The organism is Streptomyces sp. NPDC127098 (assembly GCF_042722465.1).
Classification (GTDB): Bacteria; Actinomycetota; Actinomycetes; order Streptomycetales; family Streptomycetaceae; genus Streptomyces; species Streptomyces millisiae.
In genome coordinates, this window is sequence record NZ_JBHXFJ010000067.1 from 1 (window position 1) to 21480 (window position 21480).

General features: G+C 70.4%; 25 protein-coding genes. 24 read left to right on the plus strand and 1 reads right to left on the minus strand.

The genetic code is table 11. The features are described 5' to 3' along the window. Positions 1-625: 625 nt before the first annotated feature. Complete coding sequence (locus ACFWI8_RS29980) at positions 626-1660, minus strand: LCP family protein (protein WP_387098009.1); 1035 nt, start codon at positions 1658-1660, stop codon at positions 626-628. A 262-nt stretch (positions 1661-1922) separates the two neighbouring features. Between ACFWI8_RS29980 and rpsL the strand changes: the two genes are divergently transcribed. From rpsL to rplN, 24 genes are all read left to right on the plus strand, one after another. After that, positions 1923-2294 carry a 30S ribosomal protein S12 gene (gene rpsL, locus ACFWI8_RS29985; RefSeq protein ID WP_049572471.1) on the plus strand — a complete coding sequence of 124 codons (372 nt, stop codon included), beginning with the start codon at positions 1923-1925 and terminating at the stop codon, positions 2292-2294. 3 nt (positions 2295-2297) lie between these two features. Next, positions 2298-2768, plus strand: coding sequence for a 30S ribosomal protein S7 (rpsG, locus tag ACFWI8_RS29990; protein ID WP_132816012.1), 471 nt, complete (start codon positions 2298-2300; stop codon positions 2766-2768). Between the two features lie 39 nt (positions 2769-2807). Then, positions 2808-4928 (plus strand): elongation factor G, encoded by a 2121-nt coding sequence (fusA, locus tag ACFWI8_RS29995; RefSeq protein WP_387098014.1) that lies wholly within the window; start codon positions 2808-2810, stop codon positions 4926-4928. 175 nt (positions 4929-5103) lie between these two features. Next, on the plus strand, positions 5104-6297 hold the full coding sequence (gene tuf / locus ACFWI8_RS30000) for an elongation factor Tu (RefSeq protein ID WP_311600369.1): 1194 nt from the start codon (positions 5104-5106) through the stop codon (positions 6295-6297). Positions 6298-6549: 252 nt separating this feature from the next. After that, a complete protein-coding gene (locus ACFWI8_RS30005; RefSeq protein ID WP_387098017.1) occupies positions 6550-6945 on the plus strand; it encodes a DUF485 domain-containing protein in 396 nt (131 codons plus the stop codon). Continuing rightward, positions 6945-8669 carry a cation acetate symporter gene (locus tag ACFWI8_RS30010; protein WP_387098020.1) on the plus strand — a complete coding sequence of 575 codons (1725 nt, stop codon included), beginning with the start codon at positions 6945-6947 and terminating at the stop codon, positions 8667-8669. Before ACFWI8_RS30005 ends, ACFWI8_RS30010 begins: the two co-directional genes overlap by 1 nt. Positions 8670-9432: 763 nt before the next feature. Further along, positions 9433-10086, plus strand: a complete 654-nt coding sequence (locus tag ACFWI8_RS30015) for an NAD(P)-dependent oxidoreductase (RefSeq protein WP_387098023.1) — start codon at positions 9433-9435, stop codon at positions 10084-10086. Between the two features lie 117 nt (positions 10087-10203). Continuing rightward, entirely contained in the window at positions 10204-11277 is a 1074-nt protein-coding gene (locus ACFWI8_RS30020) for a DUF5954 family protein (protein ID WP_387098026.1), read from the plus strand. A gap of 69 nt (positions 11278-11346) precedes the next feature. After that, the gene (locus tag ACFWI8_RS30025; protein ID WP_387098028.1) at positions 11347-12405 is read left to right on the plus strand and encodes a sensor histidine kinase; all 1059 of its coding nucleotides are present in this window, start codon (positions 11347-11349) and stop codon (positions 12403-12405) included. Beyond that, on the plus strand, positions 12402-13154 hold the full coding sequence (locus tag ACFWI8_RS30030) for a LytR/AlgR family response regulator transcription factor (protein ID WP_387098031.1): 753 nt from the start codon (positions 12402-12404) through the stop codon (positions 13152-13154). The genes ACFWI8_RS30025 and ACFWI8_RS30030 overlap by 4 nt, the downstream gene beginning before the upstream one ends. A gap of 1 nt (position 13155) precedes the next feature. After that, positions 13156-13539, plus strand: coding sequence for a hypothetical protein (locus ACFWI8_RS30035; RefSeq protein WP_387098034.1), 384 nt, complete (start codon positions 13156-13158; stop codon positions 13537-13539). Beyond that, positions 13536-14990, plus strand: a complete 1455-nt coding sequence (locus ACFWI8_RS30040; protein ID WP_387098037.1) for a cation acetate symporter — start codon at positions 13536-13538, stop codon at positions 14988-14990. The genes ACFWI8_RS30035 and ACFWI8_RS30040 overlap by 4 nt, the downstream gene beginning before the upstream one ends. Before the next feature lie 770 nt (positions 14991-15760). Continuing rightward, complete coding sequence (gene rpsJ / locus ACFWI8_RS30045; protein WP_016473429.1) at positions 15761-16069, plus strand: 30S ribosomal protein S10; 309 nt, start codon at positions 15761-15763, stop codon at positions 16067-16069. A 16-nt stretch (positions 16070-16085) separates the two neighbouring features. Continuing rightward, complete coding sequence (gene rplC / locus ACFWI8_RS30050) at positions 16086-16730, plus strand: 50S ribosomal protein L3 (protein WP_311603136.1); 645 nt, start codon at positions 16086-16088, stop codon at positions 16728-16730. 7 nt (positions 16731-16737) lie between these two features. Then, complete coding sequence (gene rplD, locus ACFWI8_RS30055; protein WP_387098041.1) at positions 16738-17406, plus strand: 50S ribosomal protein L4; 669 nt, start codon at positions 16738-16740, stop codon at positions 17404-17406. After that, positions 17406-17744, plus strand: coding sequence for a 50S ribosomal protein L23 (gene rplW / locus ACFWI8_RS30060; protein WP_311603133.1), 339 nt, complete (start codon positions 17406-17408; stop codon positions 17742-17744). Before rplD ends, rplW begins: the two co-directional genes overlap by 1 nt. Before the next feature lie 38 nt (positions 17745-17782). After that, complete coding sequence (gene rplB, locus ACFWI8_RS30065) at positions 17783-18619, plus strand: 50S ribosomal protein L2 (RefSeq protein WP_311603131.1); 837 nt, start codon at positions 17783-17785, stop codon at positions 18617-18619. Positions 18620-18631: 12 nt separating this feature from the next. Next, a complete protein-coding gene (gene rpsS / locus ACFWI8_RS30070; RefSeq protein ID WP_311603129.1) occupies positions 18632-18913 on the plus strand; it encodes a 30S ribosomal protein S19 in 282 nt (93 codons plus the stop codon). A 40-nt stretch (positions 18914-18953) separates the two neighbouring features. Next, on the plus strand, positions 18954-19301 hold the full coding sequence (gene rplV / locus ACFWI8_RS30075) for a 50S ribosomal protein L22 (RefSeq protein ID WP_387098046.1): 348 nt from the start codon (positions 18954-18956) through the stop codon (positions 19299-19301). Further along, positions 19301-20146: a 30S ribosomal protein S3 gene (gene rpsC, locus ACFWI8_RS30080; RefSeq protein ID WP_311603125.1), complete on the plus strand. Its 846-nt coding sequence runs from the start codon at positions 19301-19303 to the stop codon at positions 20144-20146. The genes rplV and rpsC overlap by 1 nt, the downstream gene beginning before the upstream one ends. Positions 20147-20150: 4 nt before the next feature. Further along, the gene (gene rplP, locus ACFWI8_RS30085) at positions 20151-20570 is read left to right on the plus strand and encodes a 50S ribosomal protein L16 (protein ID WP_132816524.1); all 420 of its coding nucleotides are present in this window, start codon (positions 20151-20153) and stop codon (positions 20568-20570) included. Further along, a complete protein-coding gene (gene rpmC, locus ACFWI8_RS30090) occupies positions 20570-20824 on the plus strand; it encodes a 50S ribosomal protein L29 (RefSeq protein ID WP_311603122.1) in 255 nt (84 codons plus the stop codon). The genes rplP and rpmC overlap by 1 nt, the downstream gene beginning before the upstream one ends. Then, complete coding sequence (rpsQ, locus tag ACFWI8_RS30095; protein ID WP_132930152.1) at positions 20824-21105, plus strand: 30S ribosomal protein S17; 282 nt, start codon at positions 20824-20826, stop codon at positions 21103-21105. Before rpmC ends, rpsQ begins: the two co-directional genes overlap by 1 nt. 4 nt (positions 21106-21109) lie before the next feature. After that, complete coding sequence (gene rplN / locus ACFWI8_RS30100) at positions 21110-21478, plus strand: 50S ribosomal protein L14 (protein WP_059012876.1); 369 nt, start codon at positions 21110-21112, stop codon at positions 21476-21478. Positions 21479-21480: the final 2 nt, after the last annotated feature.

Genomic DNA, 21480 nt, shown 5'->3' on the forward strand with positions numbered 1-21480 from the left:
CGCCGGCCGGGGCCGGGGACGCCGGCTTCGCCGGCTGCCGACGGGCCCTGCGGCCGTGTCGGCCTGCGGCCGTGTCGGCCTGCGGCCGTGTCGGCCTGCGGCCGTGTCGGCCTGCGGCCGTGCGGTGCCGCGCCACCCACCCGCCCTTGGCGGGTGGCCTCGTGCGGCGGGGGCCGCGTGGCCCGGCGGCGTAGCCGCCGCGGGACCGGCCCCGCCGGGCCGTGCACCGCGCGCAGCGCGGTCAGGCCCGCCACCCCTCGCGCCCTGCGCGAAAGGGGCGGGTGGAGGGGAGACCCCGGTGCGAAGCGACCCGGGCACTCGGCGGCGCGGCCGCCCCCGGCCCCGCCGGGCCGTGCACCGCGCGGAGCGCGGAAAAGGGCGGGTGGGTGGGGGAAATCCCCGGCGCGAAGCGCCCGGCCGCCCGGCGGCGCAGCCGCCACTCTCCGCGCGGAGCGCGGAAAAGGGCGGGTGGGTGGGGGAAAACCCGGCGCGTAAGCGCCACCGCACCCGGCGGCGCAGCCGCCGCGGGCCTGCCGCCGCCGCGCTGCGCGCGGCAGGGCGGCAGGGCGGCAGGGCGGCAGGGCGGGTGGGTGGGGGAGAACCCTCGGCCGACCGGGACACGGCGTCAGCGGACGTTCGTGCCGAGTTCGGGTGGTGCCTCGCCGGACGCGGCGAGGGACGGCATGGAGTCCGTGCGGATGGCCTCCCAGAGTGGCGCCGCCGCGTCCTCGTCCAGCAGCACCACGGACTGGCCCTCGATCATCGCCGCGCCGGTGACCGGCGCGTTCATGTAGTGGACGGCGGAGCCGCGGAGGTCGCGCAGGTCCCAGGCGAGCGAGCGCAGGTCGCCGTTGCTGAGCCGGTCGTCGACGCTGACGACGTCGCCGACCGTGTCGAGCAGGGCGCCCAGGCGGCCCGGGTCGGTGAGGGTGCCGGCGCTCAGCGTCTCGTTCAGCAGGGAGCGCAGGAAGTTCTGCTGTCGGCGGGTGCGGTCGAGGTCGCCCTCGGGGAGCGATTTGCGTTCGCGGACGTAGGCGAGTGCCTCGCGGCCGTCGAGGCGTGCGCCGTCGATGGTGACGCCTCCGACGGCGTCGGTGAGTTCGCGGAAGCCGGACCAGTCGATCACCGCGAGGTGGTCGATCCGGACGCCGGTCAGGTTCTGGACGGTCTCCACCATCAGGGAGGGGCCGCCCCAGGAGTAGGCGGCGTTGAGCTTGGCCTCGCCGTGGCCCGGGATCTCGGTCCAGGTGTCGCGCGGCAGCGAGACCAGCCAGGCGCTCCGCCGGTCGGCGGGTATCTGGAGCAGCATCATGGTGTCGCTGCGGGCCTCGCCCGCCTGCCAGCCGGCTTCCGAGTCGTCGGGCGTCCGGTCGTCGTCGACGCCGACCAGCAGGTAGACGAGGGCGTCGCCCTCGGCGCGCGGTGGCTGGGACGCCTCGGGCGCGGTCGGGAGCGCGTCGGGTATTCGCTCGATGGAGCTGAGCGCCTGGTCGGTGCGCCAGTAGACGAAGCCGACCGCCGTTCCGGCGAGCAGCAGGACGGCGGTCAGGGCGCAGAGGGATGTCCAGAGCCAGCGGCGTCGGCGTCTTCGGGGCGGTGTCGGCTCGGCCTCCGAGCCGGTATCGTCAGTCGTCTCGGTTGTCTCCGTGGCTCTCGCCACACCATCGATTCCACTTTCCCCACCTCTGTTCATACGGTCATTGTGCGGCTGGGAGATCGTTTTGACCGCAGCCCGTGGGGTAGGTACGCTCTGACCTTGTGCCTGGGGTTTCTCCTGCGCGCTTTCAGCAGCCAGACGGGAGACCCGGGATCTGCATCCGCATCGCGCGGGAATCCTGCAGTCTTCGACACGCCCGACCGCGTGGGTCGGCGGGTGTCCAGGTTAGCTTTATCGAGATCGGCACAGAGAAACCGGAGAAACGGTGCCAACGATCCAGCAGCTGGTCCGCAAGGGCCGGCAGGACAAGGTCGAGAAGAACAAGACGCCCGCGCTCGAGGGTTCCCCCCAGCGCCGTGGCGTCTGCACGCGTGTGTTCACGACCACCCCGAAGAAGCCGAACTCGGCCCTGCGCAAGGTCGCCCGTGTGCGTCTGAGCAACGGCATCGAGGTCACCGCCTACATTCCGGGTGAGAACCACAACCTTCAGGAGCACTCCATCGTGCTGGTGCGCGGTGGTCGTGTGAAGGACCTGCCGGGTGTTCGTTACAAGATCATCCGCGGCTCCCTGGACACCCAGGGTGTGAAGAACCGCAAGCAGGCCCGCAGCCGCTACGGCGCCAAGAAGGAGAAGTAAGAGATGCCTCGTAAGGGCCCCGCGCCGAAGCGTCCGGTTCACGTCGACCCGGTCTACGGCTCTCCTCTGGTGACGTCGCTGATCAACAAGGTGCTGCTCAACGGCAAGCGCTCCACCGCCGAGCGCATCGTGTACGGCGCCATGGAGGGGCTGCGCGAGAAGACGGGCAACGACCCGGTCATCTCCCTCAAGCGTGCCCTGGAGAACGTGAAGCCGACCATCGAGGTCAAGTCCCGCCGCGTCGGCGGTGCCACGTACCAGGTGCCGGTCGAGGTCAAGCCCGGCCGTTCCTCCACCCTCGCGCTCCGCTGGCTCGTGGGCTACTCCCGTGCCCGTCGTGAGAAGACCATGACCGAGCGGCTGATGAACGAGCTGCTCGACGCGTCCAACGGTCTTGGCGCCTCCGTCAAGAAGCGTGAGGACACTCACAAGATGGCCGAGTCCAACAAGGCCTTCGCGCACTACCGCTGGTAGTCGCAACCCCCATCGAGACCGAGAGAAGACTGAAGCCAGATGGCTACCACTTCACTTGACCTGGCCAAGGTCCGCAACATCGGGATCATGGCCCACATCGACGCGGGCAAGACGACGACCACCGAGCGGATCCTGTTCTACACCGGTCTGAGCTACAAGATCGGTGAGGTTCACGACGGCGCGGCCACCACCGACTGGATGGAGCAGGAGCGGGAGCGTGGCATCACGATCACCTCCGCCGCTGTCACCTGTCACTGGTCGCTGGACAACGTCGAGAACACCATCAACATCATCGACACCCCGGGCCACGTCGACTTCACCGTCGAGGTGGAGCGTTCCCTCCGGGTGCTCGACGGTGCCGTCACGGTGTTCGACGGGGTCGCGGGCGTGGAGCCGCAGTCCGAGACGGTCTGGCGGCAGGCGAACCGTTACGGTGTGCCCCGCATCTGCTTCGTGAACAAGCTCGACCGCACGGGCGCCGACTTCTTCCGCTGCGTCGACATGATCGTCGAGCGGCTCAACGCGCAGCCGCTCGTCATGCAGCTGCCGATCGGTGCCGAGGCCGGATTCAAGGGCGTGGTGGACCTCGTCCGGATGAAGGCCCTGGTGTGGTCCGAGGACACCAAGCTCGGTGAGATGTACGACGTCGTCGACATTCCCGAGGACCTCCAGGCCCAGGCCGAGGAGTGGCGCGCCAAGCTGGTCGAGGCCGTCGCGGAGAACGACGAGGAGCTCATGGAGCTGTACCTCGAGGGCAACGAGCCCACCGAGGAGCAGCTGTACACGGCGATCCGCCGCGTGACCCTCGCGTCCACCGGCACCGACGCCTCCACGGTCACCCCGGTGTTCTGCGGCACCGCGTTCAAGAACAAGGGCGTGCAGCCGCTGCTCGACGCCGTGGTGCGGTACCTGCCGTCGCCGCTGGACGTCGAGGCCATCGAGGGCCAGGCCGTACGGAACCCCGACGAGGTCATCCGTCGGAAGCCGTCCGAGGACGAGCCGCTGGCCGCTCTCGCCTTCAAGATCGCGAGCGACCCCCACCTGGGCAAGCTCACCTTCATCCGGGTCTACTCCGGCGTGCTCACCGCGGGCGCGCAGGTGCAGAACTCCGTGAAGGAGAAGAAGGAGCGGATCGGCAAGATCTACCGGATGCACGCCAACAAGCGTGAGGAGATCGACCGCGTCGGCGCCGGCGACATCGTGGCCGTCATGGGTCTGAAGCAGACCACGACGGGCGAAACGCTGTGCGACCCGGCCAACCCGGTCATCCTGGAGTCGATGGACTTCCCGGCCCCGGTCATCGAGGTCGCCATCGAGCCCAAGTCCAAGGGCGACCAGGAGAAGCTCAGCATCGCGATCCAGCGCCTCGCCGAGGAGGACCCGTCCTTCCAGGTCAAGTCCGACCAGGAGACGGGCCAGACCATCATCTCCGGCATGGGCGAGCTCCACCTCGACATCCTGGTCGACCGCATGAAGCGGGAGTTCAAGGTCGAGGCCAACGTCGGCAAGCCGCAGGTCGCCTACCGGGAGACCGTGCGTCGGGCCGTCGAGCGGGTCGACTACACCCACAAGAAGCAGACCGGTGGTTCCGGTCAGTTCGCGAAGGTGCAGATCGCCCTGGAGCCGCTGGAGGACGGTGGCTACCTGTTCGAGAACAAGGTCACCGGTGGCCGCATCCCCAAGGAGTACATCCCCTCGGTGGACGCGGGCTGCCAGGAGGCGATGGACTTCGGTGTCCTCGCCGGCTACCCGCTCACGGGTGTCAAGGTGACCCTGCTCGACGGTGCGTTCCACGACGTCGACTCCTCGGAGATGGCGTTCAAGATCGCGGGCTCCATGGCCTTCAAGGAGGCCGCCCGGCAGGCCAAGCCGGTGATCCTCGAACCGCTGATGGCGGTCGAGGTCAACACGCCCGAGGACTACATGGGCGATGTCATCGGTGACATCAACTCCCGCCGTGGCCAGATCCAGGCCATGGAGGACCGGCACGGGGACAAGGTCGTCAAGGCCCTGGTCCCGCTGTCGGAGATGTTCGGCTACGTCGGCGACCTGCGCTCCAAGACCTCGGGGCGTGCGAGCTACAGCATGGAGTTCAACTCCTACGGCGAGGTTCCGCGGAACGTCGCCGAGGAGATCATCGCGAAGGCCAAGGGCGAGTAGCCCTTAGGCTTGGGCGATACGGGGTGTCGGGGGCGCGTTGCCGCCCCCGGTGCCCAGCCCTTCAGCGAAGCGGTCAAGGGCATCCCCTCGGGGTCCTGACCGGTTCGGTCGACCATTCTGAAAACCTCCCGCAGTTCGCGGGGGGCGTACAGCACCAGTCCACAGGAGGACCCCAGTGGCGAAGGCGAAGTTCGAGCGGACTAAGCCGCACGTCAACATTGGCACCATCGGTCACATCGACCACGGCAAGACGACGCTTACCGCGGCGATTACCAAGGTGCTGCACGACGCGTACCCGGACGTGAACGAGAGCTTCGCGTTCGAGAACATTGACAAGGCTCCGGAGGAGCGTCAGCGCGGTATCACGATCTCCATCGCGCACGTCGAGTACCAGACGGAGAACCGTCACTACGCTCACGTTGACTGCCCGGGCCACGCGGACTACATCAAGAACATGATCACCGGTGCCGCCCAGATGGACGGCGCGATCCTGGTGGTCGCCGCCACCGACGGCCCGATGCCGCAGACCAAGGAGCACGTGCTCCTGGCCCGCCAGGTCGGCGTGCCGTACATCGTTGTCGCCCTGAACAAGGCCGACATGGTGGACGACGAGGAGATCATGGAGCTCGTCGAGCTCGAGGTCCGTGAGCTGCTGACCGAGTACGAGTTCCCGGGCGACGACGTCCCCGTCGTCAAGGTCTCCGCGCTCAAGGCCCTCGAGGGCGACCCGGAGTGGTCCAAGACCGTTCTGGAGCTCATGCAGGCCGTCGACGACGCGATCCCGCAGCCGGAGCGCGACATCGACAAGCCGTTCCTGATGCCGATCGAGGACGTCTTCACGATCACCGGTCGTGGCACCGTCGTCACCGGTCGTATCGAGCGTGGTGTCCTGAAGGTCAACGAGACCGTCGACATCATCGGCATCCACACGGAGAAGACCAGCACCACCGTCACCGGCATCGAGATGTTCCGCAAGCTCCTCGACGAGGGGCGCGCCGGCGAGAACGTGGGTCTGCTGCTCCGTGGCGTCAAGCGCGAGGACGTCGAGCGCGGCCAGGTCATCATCAAGCCCGGTTCGGTCACCCCGCACACCGAGTTCGAGGCGACCGCGTACATCCTGTCCAAGGACGAGGGTGGCCGTCACACGCCGTTCTTCAACAACTACCGCCCGCAGTTCTACTTCCGTACCACGGACGTGACCGGCGTCGTGCACCTCCCCGAGGGCACCGAGATGGTCATGCCGGGCGACAACACCGACATGCGCGTCGAGCTGATCCAGCCCATCGCCATGGAGGAGGGCCTGAAGTTCGCCATCCGTGAGGGTGGTCGGACCGTGGGCGCCGGCCAGGTCACCAAGATCATCAAGTGAGCTGACCGACAGGTTCGTTCGTCAGGGGTCTTCCCTCCGCAGCCGGCGGAGGGGAGGCCCCTGACGCGTGTTCGGGATCGAATGCCGGTCGTCCGCCACTCGGCGCGGAATTCGACCGTTCGTCGAGTGGCGCCGCCGGGCGGTACCGAGGTCGTGTGACGCTCCTTACATTTCCTCGGAAGACAGTCCCCGGAGAAGTCCCCCCGAGGAGTTCCCGGAGAAGTTCCGCACCGCCCGATATTGGAGCCGGAGATGACGACGACGCATTCCGTCCCCGAAGCCAGCGATCCGCCACCGGGCGGTGATCTGGAGGCACGCTCGGCCGCGATGCACGACGATCCCCGCTTCCACGAACTGCGCGCCCGGCTGCTGCGCTTCGTGGTCCCGGCCAGCATCGGCTTCCTCGCCTGGTACGTGCTGTACGTGCTGATGTCCGCCTACGCGCGCGACATCATGTCCACCCAGGTGGTGGGGAGCGCCAACGTCGCGCTCTTCTTCGGTCTGCTCCAGTTCGTCACGACGTTCGGCATCGCGATCCTGTACTCCCGTTACGCCAACCGCCGCTTCGACCCGCTCGCCGACGAGCTGCGCGACGAGCTGGAGACCGGTTCCGGCGTGCCGGCCGCGCGGAAGGGAGACGAGGCGTGATGCTCACCAGCACCCTGGCGGCCGCCGCCGAGGGCGAGGGCGCCACCTCGCAGGAGCGGCTGATCACGATGATCCTCTTCGTGGCGCTGATCGCGTTGACGATCGGCATCACGGTCAGGGCCAGCCGCAAGACCAAGTCGGCGACCGACTTCCACTCCGGAGGCCGCGGCTTCACCGGCATCCAGAACGGCTTCGCGATCGGCGGCGACTACATGTCCGCCGCCTCCTTCCTCGGCATCGCCGGCATGATCGCGCTCTTCGGGTACGACGGGTTCCTCTACTCCATCGGCTTCCTCGTCGCCTGGCTGGTGGCGCTGCTGTTGGTCGCGGAACTGCTGCGGAACTCCGGCCGGTTCACGATGGCGGACGTGGTCTCGTACCGGATGCGGCAACGCCCGGTGCGGACGGCTGCCTCCGTCTCCACGCTGACCGTCTCGATCTTCTACCTGCTGGCCCAGATGGTGGGCGCGGGCGCGCTGGTGGCGCTGCTGCTCGGCATCGAGGAGGGCGAGACCTACCTCGGGATGAGCGCCGACACGGCCAAGATCGTGGGCATCGTCGTGGTCGGCATCCTGATGGTCGTCTACGTGTCCTTCGGCGGCATGACGGGCACCACCTGGGTGCAGATCGTCAAGGCCGTGATGCTGATGGGCGGCGCGCTGCTCGTCACGGCGCTGGTGCTGGCCATCTACGACTTCGACTTCGGCGCGCTGATGAACGACGCGTCGGCCGACGGCGGCGCCGGGCAGGCGTTCCTCGAACCCGGCCAGCGATACGGCGTCGAAGTGGCCGGCGACGCCTGGCAGACGATGGTCAACAAGCTGGACCTGATCAGCCTCGGCCTGGCGCTGGTGCTCGGCACGGCGGGCCTGCCGCACATCCTGATCCGCTTCTACACGGTGCCCGACTCCAAGACCGCGCGGACGTCGGTCAACTGGGCCATCGGCATCATCGGCACCTTCTACCTGCTGACCCTGGTGCTGGGCTTCGGCGCGGCGGCGCTGGTCGGCAGCGAGGCGATCAGGGCGCAGAACACGGCTGGCAACACGGCGGCGCCGCAGCTCGCACAGGCGGTCGGTGACCACTTCGGCGGGGAGTTCTGGGGCGCGGTGATGCTCGCGTTCATCGCGGCCGTGGCCTTCGCCACGATCCTGTCCACGGTGGCCGGCCTGACGATCGCCTCGTCCTCCTCGCTGGCGCACGACTTCTACAACAGTGTGCTGCGGCGCGGGAAGGCGAGCGAGAAGGAGGAGGTCAGGGTCGCCAGGTTCGCGGCGATCGGCGTCGGAGCGGTGGCCATCGTGCTGGCGATCTTCGCGCAGAACCTCAACGTGGCCTTCCTGGTCGCCCTCGCCTTCGCGATCGCGGCCTCGGCCAACCTGCCGGTGATCCTGTTCTCGCTCTTCTGGAAGCGGTTCAACACGACGGGCGCGGTCGCCGGCATCTACGGCGGCCTGATCAGCTCCGTCGGCCTGGTGTTCTTCTCGCCGGTGGTCTCCGGCAAGGGCGTGGACGCGGCTGGCAACAACCTGTCGCTCTTCCCGGAGAGCGTCGACTTCCACTGGTTCCCGCTGGAGAACCCCGGCCTGGTGTCCATCCCGGTCGGCCTGCTCTGCGCGGTGATCGGCACGCTGCTCTCGAAGGAGAGCGACCCCGGCAAGTTCGCCAAGCTCCAGGTCCGCGCCCTCACGGGCGCCGGCGCGGAACGCGCCACCACGCACTGAGGCGGCGGCCCCAACCGCCTCAGCCGCCGGGACCCCCCGCCCGGCATCCTGCCCGAGGCTCTGAGCTCCCCTCTCAGAGCCTCGGGCGCTGCCGCGCAGGGCTCGAAGGTCCCCTCGCCCACGACGGCCTTCGACCCCGGCGCACCGCACGGCCCCGACGGCTCCGCCGCCGGGGCCCTTCCCGCGCTGCGCGCGGGGGCAAGCGGCTGCGCCGCCGGGTGCCGTTGCGCTCCGCGCGCCATCGGCGGCTGCGCCGCCGGGGCCCTTTTGTCGTGCTTCGCGCGCCTGCGACGGCTGCGCCGCGGGGGGCGGCGCCCCCGCCCACCCGCCCTTTCGCGCTTCGCGCGTCATTCGCGGTTTCGCCTTCGGGCCTTCGCCCAGCGGGTTCCCCGCCCGTCGGCCCTTCCGCGCTGCGCGCGGGGGAGGCGGGTGGTGCCCTTTCCGTGCTGTGCGCGCCTGCGGCGGCTTCGCCGCCGGGGTGCCTTGCTGCGCGGGTCTTTCCCGCGTGCCCGCCCGGCGGGGAAGGCGGCTGGGGCGGCGCCTGCCCTCCCGTCCCAGGGGGCGGGTGGGCAGGGGAAGCCCGCGCGGAGCGCGGGGGCGGGCGGCTGTGCCGCCGGGTCTTCGGGCGAAGCCCTTCGCCCGCGCGGGTGGGCGGGGGGAAGAACCCGCGCGGAGCGCGGAACGGGGGAGCCGTCGGGATGCCGGAGGCGGCGCGTGGTGAGACGCTGAGGTGGCAGGCGCAACCTCAGCGGAGCGTGGAGGCATGGCCAGGATCGCGGTCTTCGGGGCGAACGGCAGCATCGGGCATCGGGTGGTCAGTGAGGCCCTCGATCGTGGGCACACCGTGACCGCGGTGGTGCGGGATCCGGCGAAGGTGAGCAGAGAGCACGAGAACCTGACGGTCGTCAGCGGCGACGTGCTCGACCCGGCCGATGTCAGTGCCGTGGGGCAGGGGCAGGACGTGCTGGTCAGCGCCGTCGGCGGGGGTGACGCCGCCGGGCACCGGGCGTTGATCGAGCCCTCGGCCGTGGCCCTGGTCGCCGGCCTGCACGCGCTGGGCGACGGCGCGCCGCGGTTGATCATGGTCGGCGGTGCCGGCTCGCTCAGGACCCCGGACGGCAGGCAGCTCTGGGACACGCCGGGGTTGCCCGAGCCGGTGCTGGAGATCATGCGCGCGCACGGGGACGCGCTCGCCTATCTGCGGGGAGCGGAACAGGCCATCCACTGGACCAGCTTCAGCCCGGCCGCCACGATCGAGCCCGGCAGCCGCACGGGCAGCTTCCGCACCGCGCTCGACGACCTCGTCGTGGACGAGAAGGGCGAGAGCCGGATCTCCACCGAGGACTACGCCGTGGCGCTGGTCGACGAGATCGAGAACCCGCGGCACGTCGGCGAACGCTTCACCGTCGGTTACTGACGCGGAAGCGTGAAGGCGTGGGCGCGGACGTGAACATGGGGGCAAGCTAGCCCCTCCAAAGAGGGGACTTTGTGTAATCGCCTGTATCCGGCACGCGGTTGATGTCACGGTGAGCACATGAAGGATCACCGGAAGAACCCACCGCGTCACCTGACCTTCCGCGTCATCCACCGGGACGACCCCGTCTCCGAGGTGACGGAGCAGGACACCATCAGGTCCGCCGAGCGGTATCCCCACGTCGTCATCCGCGGACCCGTGTTCGGGTTCGCCGAGCAGCGGCCCGAGGACGGGCAGGCGTGGCGGCTGCTCAGCGACGTGAGTGACGGTTTTCCGCAGCACTCAAGGGACGGGCTCAACTCGCACCTGTGGTTCGGGGCGAAGGACGGCACGAGACCCGGCGACCCGCTGCGCGACCAGCTGCTGGCCGCCGTCGCCCGCCTCGAGAACGAGCCCGTCGACGAGCTGTGGGTCGGCGAGACCAGGTACCGGATCGTGCGGGGCGACGAGTTCGCCAGGATCGGCCCCGACGGGCTCGAGGGGCCGCGGCCCACCGACCCGGACGACCTGGGCCGGGACATCGGGGACCGGAGCCGCCGTCGGGAGGCCGGCTGCCGCACCAAGGGCATGCTCGTCGACCACGCGGCGCCCACCGGCATCATGGAGAGCATCCAGCGCATGGAGCTGCGCTCCCTGCACTACAGCGCCGACCGCATCCCGGCCGGCGTCCGGGCCGACTCGCGGCGTGCCCTGGAGACCCACCCCGGCGTGGTGCTGCTCCCGGCCACCTTCACCTTCGCCGAGCGCAAGCGGAAGTCGTGGGAGCCGATGGCCGCCCTCCAGCCCACCCCGCAGGACGCCCGCTCCACGCTGTACAACTACCTCGCCGAGTTCCTGCCCAAGCTGGAGCAAGGGGTCTCCGACGAGGACGCCGAGACCTACGCGCGCGCCGCCGAGGAGTACCGGGCCGGCCCGCCCAGCGACGAACTCACCGTGCTCGGCCGCCGGTTCCGCGTCATCCGGGTCGAGCGGCTGATGCGGATCGGCCCGGACGGCCCCGAACCGCCCCGGCCCACCGACGAGGACCCGTACGGCCCGATGCAGCTGCACCCGCCGCTCGCCGAGGTGGAGGAGCGCGAGGCGCGGGTGGCGCGCGAGCGGAGCCAGGCGGAGGGCCCGGCGCCGGTCGAGTGATCCCCGCGGTTCCACGCGGAGCGCGTCAGGGGCCTATGGGGCCGGGCCGGCCTGGGTTACGGTGCGGCCATGCTGGGGGACCGGATGCGAAGGGGAAGGCCCGACGACGGGCGGACCGCCGCCGTGCTCGCCGCCGTGCAGGAGATCGACGCCGACCTCAGGGACGGGCTGACCGGCCGGGGCGCCGCCTCCGCCGCCCGCCGCCTGCGCCGCCTGCTGCGCGCCGGCGCCGTCGTCCTCGCCGACCTCGACGCCAGGCCGGTCGCCGTCGCGGGCCAGGACCCGGCCCCGGACGAGCTCGCCGCGCTGCTCGCCGGCGTCTACGAGCACGCGGGGTCCGTCCACCGCCCGCCCTGGGTCGCCGTCCCGCTGATCGTCGCCGGTGAGCTCTCCGGCGCGCTCGCCGCCCGCGACGCGGACGAGGCCGAACTCACCCCCGCCGCCGCGCTCGTCGCCCGCTCCCTCGACCACGCCGCGCTGCGCCGCGCCCGCGCCCGCATCACCCAGGCCGAGCTGCGCACCCTGCGGGCCCAGATCTCCCCGCACTTCCTGCACAACGCGCTGGCCGTCATCGGCGCCCGCATCCGCACCGACCCGGACCGGGCCCGCACCCTGCTCAACGACTTCGCCGACTACCTGCGCTACAGCTTCTCCACCCAGGGCGACTACGCCACCGTCGCCGACGAGCTCCAGGCCGTCCAGACCTACCTCGAACTGCAACGCGCCCGCTTCGACGACCGGATGGAGCTCACGGTGCGGATGGCGCCCGAGATCCTGCCCGTCGCCATCCCCTTCCTCGTCATCCAGCCGATCGTGGAGAACGCCGTCCGGCACGGCCTCGAACCCAAGCCCGGGCCCGGCGCCATCAGCGTCTCCGGCTTCGGCGAGGGACCGCTGTGCGTCATCGAGGTGGAGGACGACGGGGTGGGCATGGAGCCGGAACAGGCCCGCGCCATCCTCGCCGGCGGGGGAGGCGGGCGCGGCGGCGTCGGCCTGGCCAACGTCGACCAGCGGCTGCGGACCGTCTACGGGCCCGAGTACGGCCTGGTCATCGAGACGGCGCGGGGCGGCGGTACCAAGGTCGTCATCCGGGTGCCGAAGTTCATGCGAGGGGTGACGACCCGATGAGGACGTCGAGGACGCTGCGGGTGCTGGTCGTCGAGGACGAGACCTCGACCCGCGAGGAACTGGCCGACATGCTGGCCGCCATGCCCGAGATCGCCGAGGTGAGCGAGGCCGACGGCGGGGAGGCCGCGGTCCGGCTCCTCGGCACCGACACCTTCGACGCCGTCTTCCTCGACATCTCCATGCCGGGCCTCACCGGCATGGACGTCGCCCGCGTCCTCGGCATGCTCTCCACCCCGCCCGCCATCGTCTTCGTCACCGCCTCCGAGTCCCACGCCGTCGAGGCCTTCGGCATCGGCGCCGCCGACTACCTCCTCAAGCCGATCAGGGCCGAGCGGCTCGCCGAGGCCGTCACCCGGGCCGCCGCCGCCCGGCCCGACCTGGCGGCCGAGCCGGCCAGGGACGAGCTCGCCGTGGTGCAGATCGAGACCGGCCGGCACACCGTCTTCGTGCACCGCGACGACATCCACTTCGCCGAGGCGCACGGCGACTACGTGCGGCTGCACACCGAGCAGGACGCCCACCTGATCCGGCTCTCGCTCAGCTACCTGGAGGAGGTGTGGTCGGCGGCCGGCTTCGTCCGCGCCCACCGCGGCTACCTGGTCGCCGTCCGCTGGGTCCGCGACCTGCGGGTCACCAGCTCCTCCGGGCTCGTCGCGGCCACCCCGGCCGGCGACGTGCCGGTCAGCCGGCGGCACGCCCGCGCCCTCAAGGAGCGGCTGCTGGCCGCCGTCCGGGACGAGGGCCGCTGACATGACCGCCACGCCCCGCCGGGTGCGGGTCACCAGCCCGCAGACCAGGATCGCGCTCTCCCGCGGCCACCGGCCGCCCCGCCACCTGCCGCCGCTGCCCGGACCCGGCGCCGAGGACGAGCGTGAACTGACCGCCGCCCGCGAGCTGTTCACCACCCAACGACGGCACGCCGCCCGCACCCTCGGCCTGCTGGCCCTGCTGCTCTTCGGACTCAGCGGACTGCTCGGCGCGCTGCCGGTGCTCGGCCGGTTCACGGTGGCCGGCGTGCCGGCCTCCTGGCTGCTGCTGATGGCCGCCAGCTACCCGCTGCTGCTGCTGATCGCCGTCCGGCACGTGCGCGGCGCCGAGCGCGTCGAGCGGGCCTCGGGCCGGGGCCCCGGATGACCGGGCTGCTGGCGATCGGCCTGCTGCTGGCGGCCAGCATGGCCATCGGCCTCTACGGGGTGCGCGCCACCCGCTCCACCACCCCCGACTTCCTGGTGGCCTCGCGCCGGGTCGCGCCCGGCTGGAACGCCATGGCCATCGCCGGCGAGTACGTCTCGGCCGCGTCCGTCCTCGGCCTGGCCGGACTGATGCTGAAGAACGGCATCGGCACCCTCTGGTACGCGGTCGGCTTCACCGCCGGCTACGTCGCCGTCGCCGCCCTCGTCGCCGGGCCGATGCGGCGCTCCGGCGCCTACACCGTCCCCGACTTCGCCGACTACCGGCTCGGCTCGCCCGCCATCCGACGGCTCTGCGCCGTCATCGTGCTGGTGATCATGTGGCTCTACCTGGTGCCGCAGTTCAAGGGCGCCGGCGTGGTGCTGCACCTGGTGAGCGGCACGCCCTACTGGGTGGGGGTGGTCCTGGCGGGCCTGGTGGTGAGCGTCTCCATCGCGGCCGGCGGCATGCGCTCGGCCACCTATGTCCAGGGCTTCCACTACCTGGTGAAGCTGCTCTTCATCGCGGTGCCGGCGGTCTTCCTCGTGGTGCACGCGGGCTCCGGCGCCCGCGAGGAGGCGCTGCGGATGGACGTCAGCGAGTGGAGCCGACCGCTGCTCGACCTGGAGGGCTCGGGGCAGCCGCTGCTCGCCACCTGGTCGGTGCTGCTCGCCACCACGCTGGGCGCGGTCGGCCTGCCGCACGTCATCATGCGCTTCCACACCAGCGCCACGGCCTGGGCGGCGCGGCGGGTGGCGGTCGGCGTGATCGTGCTGCTCGGCCTCTTCTACCTCTTCCCCGCCGTCTACGGGCTGCTCGGCCGGGTCTTCACGCCCGACCTGGTGAACGGCGGCGACACGGACACCGTCACCGTGGTGCTGCCGGGCGAGATCGTGCCGGGCGGCTGGGGCGCGGTGCTGACCGCGATCGTCGCCGCCGGCGCGTTCGCGGCCTTCCTCTCCACGTCCTCCGGACTGCTGCTCGCCCTGGCGGGCGGGCTCTCCCACGACCTGTCCCGGGCGAGCGTGCCGCGGCTGCGGGCCGCGGTCGTGGTCGGCGCGCTGGTGGCGGTGCTGCTCTCGCTGCCGGCGCGGTCGGTCGACATCAACGTGGCCGTGGGCTGGGCCTTCGCGGTGGCCGCCTCGACGTTCTGCCCACTGCTCGTGCTCGGCATCTGGTGGCGCGGCCTGACCTCCGCCGGCGCGGCCGCCGGCCTGGCGGCCGGCGTCCTCGCCGCGACGGGCGCGGCGGCGGCCTCGGTCCTCACCGACCCGTCCGCCGGCTGGCTCACCGTCCTCCTCGCCCAACCGGCGGCCTGGACGGTCCCGCTGGCCTTCACCGTGATGATCGTCGTCTCCCGCGTCACCACCCCACCGGAATGGGCGGAACGGGCCGTCCTCCACCTCCACGCGTAGCCGGCCGCAGGCCGGCTCCCAACCACGCCCCGCCCCGCCGGCGGTGCCGTGCCCACCCACCCGCCCTCGGCAGGTGGCCTCGCGCGGCGAAGCGGGAACGGGCGGGCGGGTGGGGGGAACAGGCCCGGAGCGCCGGCCGGCGGCGCAGCCGCCGCGGCCAGCCGCACGCGCGTGCGCGCCCCCGGCGCGAAGCGCCAGGCGCGGAGTCGCCGCCGTGGCCGGGCCCGGCCGGACGGCCGCGCCGCGTGGCGCCGGCTGGGCCGGACCGGCGTGCCGCGCAGTGGAAGAAGGGTGGGTGGGGAACACCCGCGCGGAGCGCCGGGGAGGGCGGCGGACCGCGAACGCCCGCGCGGAGCGCCGGAGTAGGGAGGTGCGTCGTGGCGGAGGGCCCTTCGAGCCGTTCGGTCCGGCAGGACCGATTGGTGCCGGCCCCGACCCATGTGGCACACTGACCAGGTTGCTCGGTTGAGAGCCGATGCTGCGCGCCTCCCGCCGGGAGGACCGGAAGCGAGTCCCACTGTATTCGTCGTCCCTGATGAGGGCGGAAATACCGGGATCTTCCGGGAAGCGTGGGCGGGGCTCCAGCCAGGTACCCGGTGGAGTTCTCCACCAGTCTCCCCCCACTCCTCGCAGTGGAAACCCCGACGGGGTCGCCCTGCGGCGAAATAAGGGAGGGAGAGCGACACGCCCGACCGCGTGGGTCGGAGGTGGGGCGGAGGACGGCGCCGGGGGCCAGAGCGGAAACGAAGAGACAGGACTACGAAGTAGCCATGGCGGGACAGAAGATCCGCATCCGGCTCAAGGCCTACGACCACGAGGTCATCGACAACTCGGCGAAGAAGATCGTCGAGACGGTGACCCGCACGGGTGCGTCGGTCGCGGGCCCGGTGCCGCTGCCCACTGAGAAGAACGTGTACTGCGTCATCAAGTCGCCGCACAAGTACAAGGACTCGCGCGAGCACTTCGAGATGCGCACCCACAAGCGGCTGATCGACATCCTCGACCCCACCCCCAAGACCGTTGACTCGCTGATGCGCCTGGACCTGCCGGCCGGCGTCGACATCGAGATCAAGCTCTGAGAGGCCGGGAGCGAAGATGACCAAGCAGATCAAGGGCGTCCTGGGCGAGAAGCTCGGCATGACCCAGGTCTGGGACGAGAACAACCGCATCGTCCCGGTGACCGTGGTCAAGGCCGGCCCCTGTGTCGTTACCCAGGTGCGCACCGACGACCGCGACGGCTACTCGGCCGTCCAGATCGCCTACGGCGAGATCGACCCGCGCAAGGTGAACAAGCCCCTCAAGGGCCACTTCGCCAAGGCCGACGTCACCCCGCGCCGCCACCTGGTCGAGCTGCGGACCGCCGACGCCAGCGAGTACACCCTCGGCCAGGAGGTCACGGCCGAGGTGTTCGACTCGGGCGTCAAGGTCGACGTGACCGGCACCAGCAAGGGCAAGGGCACCGCCGGTGTCATGAAGCGCCACGGCTTCGGCGGCCTCGGCGCCTCGCACGGCACGCAGCGCAAGCACCGTTCGCCCGGCTCCATCGGTGGCTGCGCCACCCCGGGCCGCGTGTTCAAGGGTCTGCGCATGGCCGGCCGCACCGGCAACGAGCGCGTGACCACCCAGAACCTGACCGTCCACGCCGTTGACGCGGAGAAGGGCCTGCTGCTCATCAAGGGCGCGGTGCCCGGCCCCAACGGCGGCCTCGTCCTGGTCCGTACCGCGGCCAAGGGGGCTTGAGGGATCCATGAGCACCGTTGACATCCTTTCGCCCGCTGGCGAGAAGACCGGTTCCGTCGAACTCCCCGCGGAGATCTTCGACGCGCGCGTCAGCGTCCCGCTGATGCACCAGGTCGTCGTCGCGCAGCTGGCCGCCGCCCGCCAGGGCACGCACAAGGCCAAGTCCCGCGGCGAGGTCCGCGGCGGTGGCAAGAAGCCGTACCGCCAGAAGGGCACCGGCCGGGCCCGCCAGGGTTCCGTCCGCGCCCCGCAGTTCACCGGCGGTGGCATCGTGCACGGCCCCGTGCCGCGTGACTACACGCAGCGCACCCCGAAGAAGATGAAGGCCGCCGCCCTGCGCAGCGCCCTCACCGACCGGGCCAGGCACGAGCGCATCCACGTCGTCACCGGCGTCGTGGACGGCGAGGTCTCGACCAAGGCGGCGCGCGGCCTGTTCGGCAAGATCAGCGACCGCAAGAAGCTGCTGCTGGTCGCCGACCGCGCGGACAACGCCGCGTGGCTGTCGGCCCGCAACCTGCCCCAGGTCCACATCATCGACCCGGGTCAGCTGAACACCTACGACGTGCTCGAGTCCGACGACGTCGTCTTCACCAAGGCCGCCTTCGACCGCTTCGTGGCCGGCCCGATCGGCACCGCCAAGGTGGCGCTCGACAAGCCCGAAGGGAGCGAAGCCTGATGAGCGACTCGACCGTCGCCGAGGTCGTCTCCAGCAAGGAGTTCACCTCCCCGCACGACGTGCTGCTCAAGCCCGTGGTGTCCGAGAAGAGCTACGCGCTGCTCGACGAGAACAAGTACACGTTCGTCGTCGACCCGCGGGCCAACAAGACCCAGATCAAGCAGGCCGTCCAGGCGGTCTTCTCGGTCAAGGTCCAGTCGGTTCACACGATCAACCGGCAGGGGAAGCGCAAGCGGACCCGCACCGGCTACGGAAAGCGCGCCAACACCAAGCGCGCCATCGTGACCCTCGCCGAGGGCGACAGCATCGACATCTTCGGCGGTCCGGTCCTCTCCTAGGGGAGCCGGCCCGTCCGATACCGGACGAGGACTAAGAAATGGGAATCCGCAAGTACAAGCCGACGACTCCGGGCCGTCGAGGCGCCAGCGTCGCCGACTTCGTCGAGGTCACGCGGTCCACGCCGGAGAAGTCGCTGGTCCGCCCCCTGCACAGCAAGGGTGGCCGGGACAACGCCGGTCGTGTGGCCGTCCGTCACCAGGGCGGCGGGCACAAGCGCGCCTACCGCGTCATCGACTTCCGTCGGCACGACAAGGACGGTGTGCCGGCCAAGGTCGCGCACATCGAGTACGACCCGAACCGCACCGCGCGGATCGCGCTGCTGCACTACGCCGACGGCGAGAAGCGCTACATCATCGCCCCGGCCAACCTGCGACAGGGTGACCGCGTCGAGAACGGCCCGGGTGCCGACATCAAGCCGGGCAACAACCTGCCGCTGCGCAACATCCCGGTCGGTACCGTGATCCACGCGATCGAGCTCCAGCCCGGCGGCGGCGCCAAGTTCGCCCGCTCCGCCGGTGCCTCGGTGCAGCTGCTGGCGAAGGAGGGCCGCATGGCCCACCTGCGCATGCCGTCCGGCGAGATCCGTCTCGTGGACGTGCGCTGCCGCGCCACGGTCGGCGAGGTCGGCAACGCCGAGCAGTCGAACATCAACTGGGGCAAGGCCGGCCGGATGCGCTGGAAGGGCGTTCGCCCGAGCGTCCGCGGTGTCGTGATGAACCCCGTCGACCACCCGCACGGCGGTGGCGAGGGCCGGACCTCGGGTGGTCGCCACCCGGTCTCGCCCTGGGGCAAGAAGGAAGGCCGGACTCGCGCGCCGAAGAAGGCCAGCAACAAGTACATCATCCGCCGCCGCAAGACGAACAAGAAGCGCTAGGAGCAGGTTTCGATGCCGCGCAGTCTCAAGAAGGGACCCTTCGTCGACGACCACCTGATGAAGAAGGTGGACGCGCAGAACGAATCCGGTTCCAAGAACGTCATCAAGACCTGGTCTCGCCGCTCGATGATCGTCCCCGACATGCTGGGCCACACGATCGCGGTGCACGACGGCCGCAAGCACGTCCCGGTGTTCGTCACCGAGTCGATGGTCGGCCACAAGCTCGGCGAGTTCGCCCCCACCCGTACGTTCCGCGGTCACGTCAAGGACGACCGCAAGTCGCGTCGGCGCTGAGCGGGGTTAGCAGACCATGACCGACACCGAAGGGACAACCATGGAAGCCAGGGCTATCGCGCGGTACATCCGCGTCACGCCCATGAAGGCCCGCCGTGTGGTGGACCTCATCCGTGGCAAGAACGCCGCGGAGGCACAGGCTGTCCTGCGCTTCGCCCCGCAGGCCGCCAGTGTGCCCGTGGGCAAGGTGCTTGACAGCGCCATCGCCAACGCCGCGCACAACTACAACCACACGGACGTCGACAGCCTCTACGTCAGCGAGGCGTACGTCGACGAGGGCCCGACCCTGAAGCGGTTCCGGCCGCGCGCCCAGGGCCGTGCCTACCGGATCCGTAAGCGGACCAGCCACATCACGGTGGTCGTCAGCAGCAAGGAAGGAACCCGGTAATGGGCCAGAAGGTAAACCCGCACGGGTTCCGTCTCGGCGTCACGACCGACTTCAAGTCGCGCTGGTACGCCGACAAGCTCTACAAGGACTACGTCAAGGAAGACGTCGCGATCCGCCGCATGCTCACCCAGGGCATGGAGCGGGCCGGCATCTCCAAGGTGGAGATCGAGCGCACCCGGGACCGGGTCCGCGTCGACGTCCACACCGCCCGTCCCGGCATCGTCATCGGTCGCCGCGGCGCGGAGGCCGACCGCCTCCGGGGCAACCTGGAGAAGCTGACCGGCAAGCAGATCCAGTTCAACATCCTCGAGGTCAAGAACCCCGAGCTGGACGCCCAGCTGGTGGCCCAGGCGGTCGCCGAGCAGCTGTCCTCCCGCGTCTCCTTCCGGCGTGCCATGCGCAAGTCGATGCAGAGCACGCTGAAGGCCGGCGCCAAGGGCATCAAGATCCAGTGCGGTGGTCGTCTCGGCGGCGCCGAGATGTCCCGGTCCGAGTTCTACCGCGAGGGTCGGGTGCCGCTGCACACGCTCCGCGCCAACGTGGACTACGGCTTCTTCGAGGCCCGTACCACCTTCGGCCGGATCGGTGTGAAGGTGTGGATCTACAAGGGCGACGTGAAGAACATCGCCGAGGTTCGCGCGGAGAACGCGGCGGCCCGTGCCGGCAACCGCCCGGCCCGTGGTGGCGCCGGCGCCGACCGCCCGGCCCGCGGTGGTCGTGGCGAGCGCGGCGGCCGTGGCCGTCGTCCGCAGCAGCAGCAGGGTGCGCCCGCCGCCGAGGCCCCCAAGGCCGACGCTCCGGCCGCGGCTCCGGCCGGCGAGAGCACGTCCGGATCGGAGAGCTGAGACCATGCTGATTCCCCGCAAGGTCAAGTACCGCAAGCAGCACCACCCGAAGCGCAGTGGCAAGGCCAAGGGTGGCACCGAGGTCTCGTTCGGCGAGTACGGCATCCAGGCCGTGACCGCCGCGTACGTCACCAACCGGCAGATCGAGGCCGCGCGTATCTCGATGACCCGGCACATCAAGCGTGGCGGCAAGGTGTGGATCAACATCTACCCGGACCGTCCGCTGACCAAGAAGCCCGCCGAGACCCGCATGGGTTCCGGTAAGGGTTCGCCGGAGTGGTGGGTCGCGAACGTCAAGCCCGGTCGGGTGATGTTCGAGCTCTCCTACCCCAACGAGAAGATCGCTCGTGAGGCGCTGATCCGCGCCGCGCACAAGCTTCCGATGAAGTGCCGGATCGTTCGGCGCGAGGCAGGTGAGGCGTGATGGCAGCCGGTACCAAGGTCTCCGAGCTGCGTGAGCTGAACAACGAGGAGCTCGTTGTGAAGCTGCGCGAGGCCAAGGAGGAGCTGTTCCGCCTCCGCTTCCAGGCGGCGACCGGGCAGCTGGAGAACAACAGCCGGCTGAAGGCCGTGCGCAAGGACATCGCCCGGGTCTACACCCTCATGCGCGAGCGCGAGCTCGGCATCGAGACGGTGGCGGCGCCGGCCGAGGCTGCCGAGGCGGTGGAGAGCGCCTGATGAGTGAGAACACTGTGACTGAGACGACCGAGCGCGGCCGGCGTAAGACGCGCGAGGGTCTGGTCGTCAGCGACAAGATGGACAAGACCGTCGTCGTCGCCGTCGAGGACCGGGTCAAGCACGCGCTGTACGGCAAGATCATCCGCCGTACCAACAAGCTCAAGGCGCACGACGAGCAGAACGCCGCCGGTGTCGGTGACCGCGTTCTCCTGATGGAGACCCGGCCGCTGTCCGCTACCAAGCGCTGGCGCGTCGTGGAGATTCTGGAGAAGGCGAAGTAACGACATGATCCAGCAGGAGTCGCGACTGCGTGTCGCCGACAACACGGGTGCGAAGGAGATTCTCTGCATCCGTGTTCTGGGCGGATCCGGTCGCCGTTACGCGGGCATCGGCGACGTCATCGTCGCCACCGTCAAGGACGCGATCCCGGGCGGTAACGTCAAGAAGGGTGACGTCGTCAAGGCGGTCGTCGTGCGCGCCGTCAAGGAGCGCCGTCGTCCGGACGGTTCGTACATCCGCTTCGACGAGAACGCCGCCGTCATCCTGAAGAACGACGGCGACCCCCGTGGCACCCGTATCTTCGGCCCGGTCGGCCGTGAACTGCGCGAGAAGAAGTTCATGAAGATCATCTCGCTCGCGCCGGAGGTGCTGTGAGC

Excerpts from the sequence above, each read along its gene's own strand:
- ACFWI8_RS30015 (WP_387098023.1), top strand. The coding sequence starts at position 9,433 with ATGGCCAGGATCGCGGTCTTCGGGGCGAACGGCAGCATCGGGCATCGG.
- rplN (WP_059012876.1), top strand. The coding sequence starts at position 21,110 with ATGATCCAGCAGGAGTCGCGACTGCGTGTCGCCGACAACACGGGTGCG.
- rpsS (WP_311603129.1), top strand. The coding sequence starts at position 18,632 with ATGCCGCGCAGTCTCAAGAAGGGACCCTTCGTCGACGACCACCTGATG.
- rpsQ (WP_132930152.1), top strand. The coding sequence starts at position 20,824 with ATGAGTGAGAACACTGTGACTGAGACGACCGAGCGCGGCCGGCGTAAG.
- rplV (WP_387098046.1), top strand. The coding sequence starts at position 18,954 with ATGGAAGCCAGGGCTATCGCGCGGTACATCCGCGTCACGCCCATGAAG.
- rpmC (WP_311603122.1), top strand. The coding sequence starts at position 20,570 with ATGGCAGCCGGTACCAAGGTCTCCGAGCTGCGTGAGCTGAACAACGAG.
- rplP (WP_132816524.1), top strand. The coding sequence starts at position 20,151 with ATGCTGATTCCCCGCAAGGTCAAGTACCGCAAGCAGCACCACCCGAAG.
- rpsG (WP_132816012.1), top strand. The coding sequence starts at position 2,298 with ATGCCTCGTAAGGGCCCCGCGCCGAAGCGTCCGGTTCACGTCGACCCG.
- ACFWI8_RS30005 (WP_387098017.1), top strand. The coding sequence starts at position 6,550 with ATGACGACGACGCATTCCGTCCCCGAAGCCAGCGATCCGCCACCGGGC.
- ACFWI8_RS30030 (WP_387098031.1), top strand. The coding sequence starts at position 12,402 with ATGAGGACGTCGAGGACGCTGCGGGTGCTGGTCGTCGAGGACGAGACC.
- rplC (WP_311603136.1), top strand. The coding sequence starts at position 16,086 with ATGACCAAGCAGATCAAGGGCGTCCTGGGCGAGAAGCTCGGCATGACC.
- rplD (WP_387098041.1), top strand. The coding sequence starts at position 16,738 with ATGAGCACCGTTGACATCCTTTCGCCCGCTGGCGAGAAGACCGGTTCC.
- rpsJ (WP_016473429.1), top strand. The coding sequence starts at position 15,761 with ATGGCGGGACAGAAGATCCGCATCCGGCTCAAGGCCTACGACCACGAG.
- ACFWI8_RS30040 (WP_387098037.1), top strand. The coding sequence starts at position 13,536 with ATGACCGGGCTGCTGGCGATCGGCCTGCTGCTGGCGGCCAGCATGGCC.
- ACFWI8_RS30035 (WP_387098034.1), top strand. The coding sequence starts at position 13,156 with ATGACCGCCACGCCCCGCCGGGTGCGGGTCACCAGCCCGCAGACCAGG.
- rpsC (WP_311603125.1), top strand. The coding sequence starts at position 19,301 with ATGGGCCAGAAGGTAAACCCGCACGGGTTCCGTCTCGGCGTCACGACC.
- rplB (WP_311603131.1), top strand. The coding sequence starts at position 17,783 with ATGGGAATCCGCAAGTACAAGCCGACGACTCCGGGCCGTCGAGGCGCC.
- ACFWI8_RS30010 (WP_387098020.1), top strand. The coding sequence starts at position 6,945 with ATGCTCACCAGCACCCTGGCGGCCGCCGCCGAGGGCGAGGGCGCCACC.
- ACFWI8_RS30025 (WP_387098028.1), top strand. The coding sequence starts at position 11,347 with ATGCTGGGGGACCGGATGCGAAGGGGAAGGCCCGACGACGGGCGGACC.
- ACFWI8_RS30020 (WP_387098026.1), top strand. The coding sequence starts at position 10,204 with ATGAAGGATCACCGGAAGAACCCACCGCGTCACCTGACCTTCCGCGTC.
- fusA (WP_387098014.1), top strand. The coding sequence starts at position 2,808 with ATGGCTACCACTTCACTTGACCTGGCCAAGGTCCGCAACATCGGGATC.
- rplW (WP_311603133.1), top strand. The coding sequence starts at position 17,406 with ATGAGCGACTCGACCGTCGCCGAGGTCGTCTCCAGCAAGGAGTTCACC.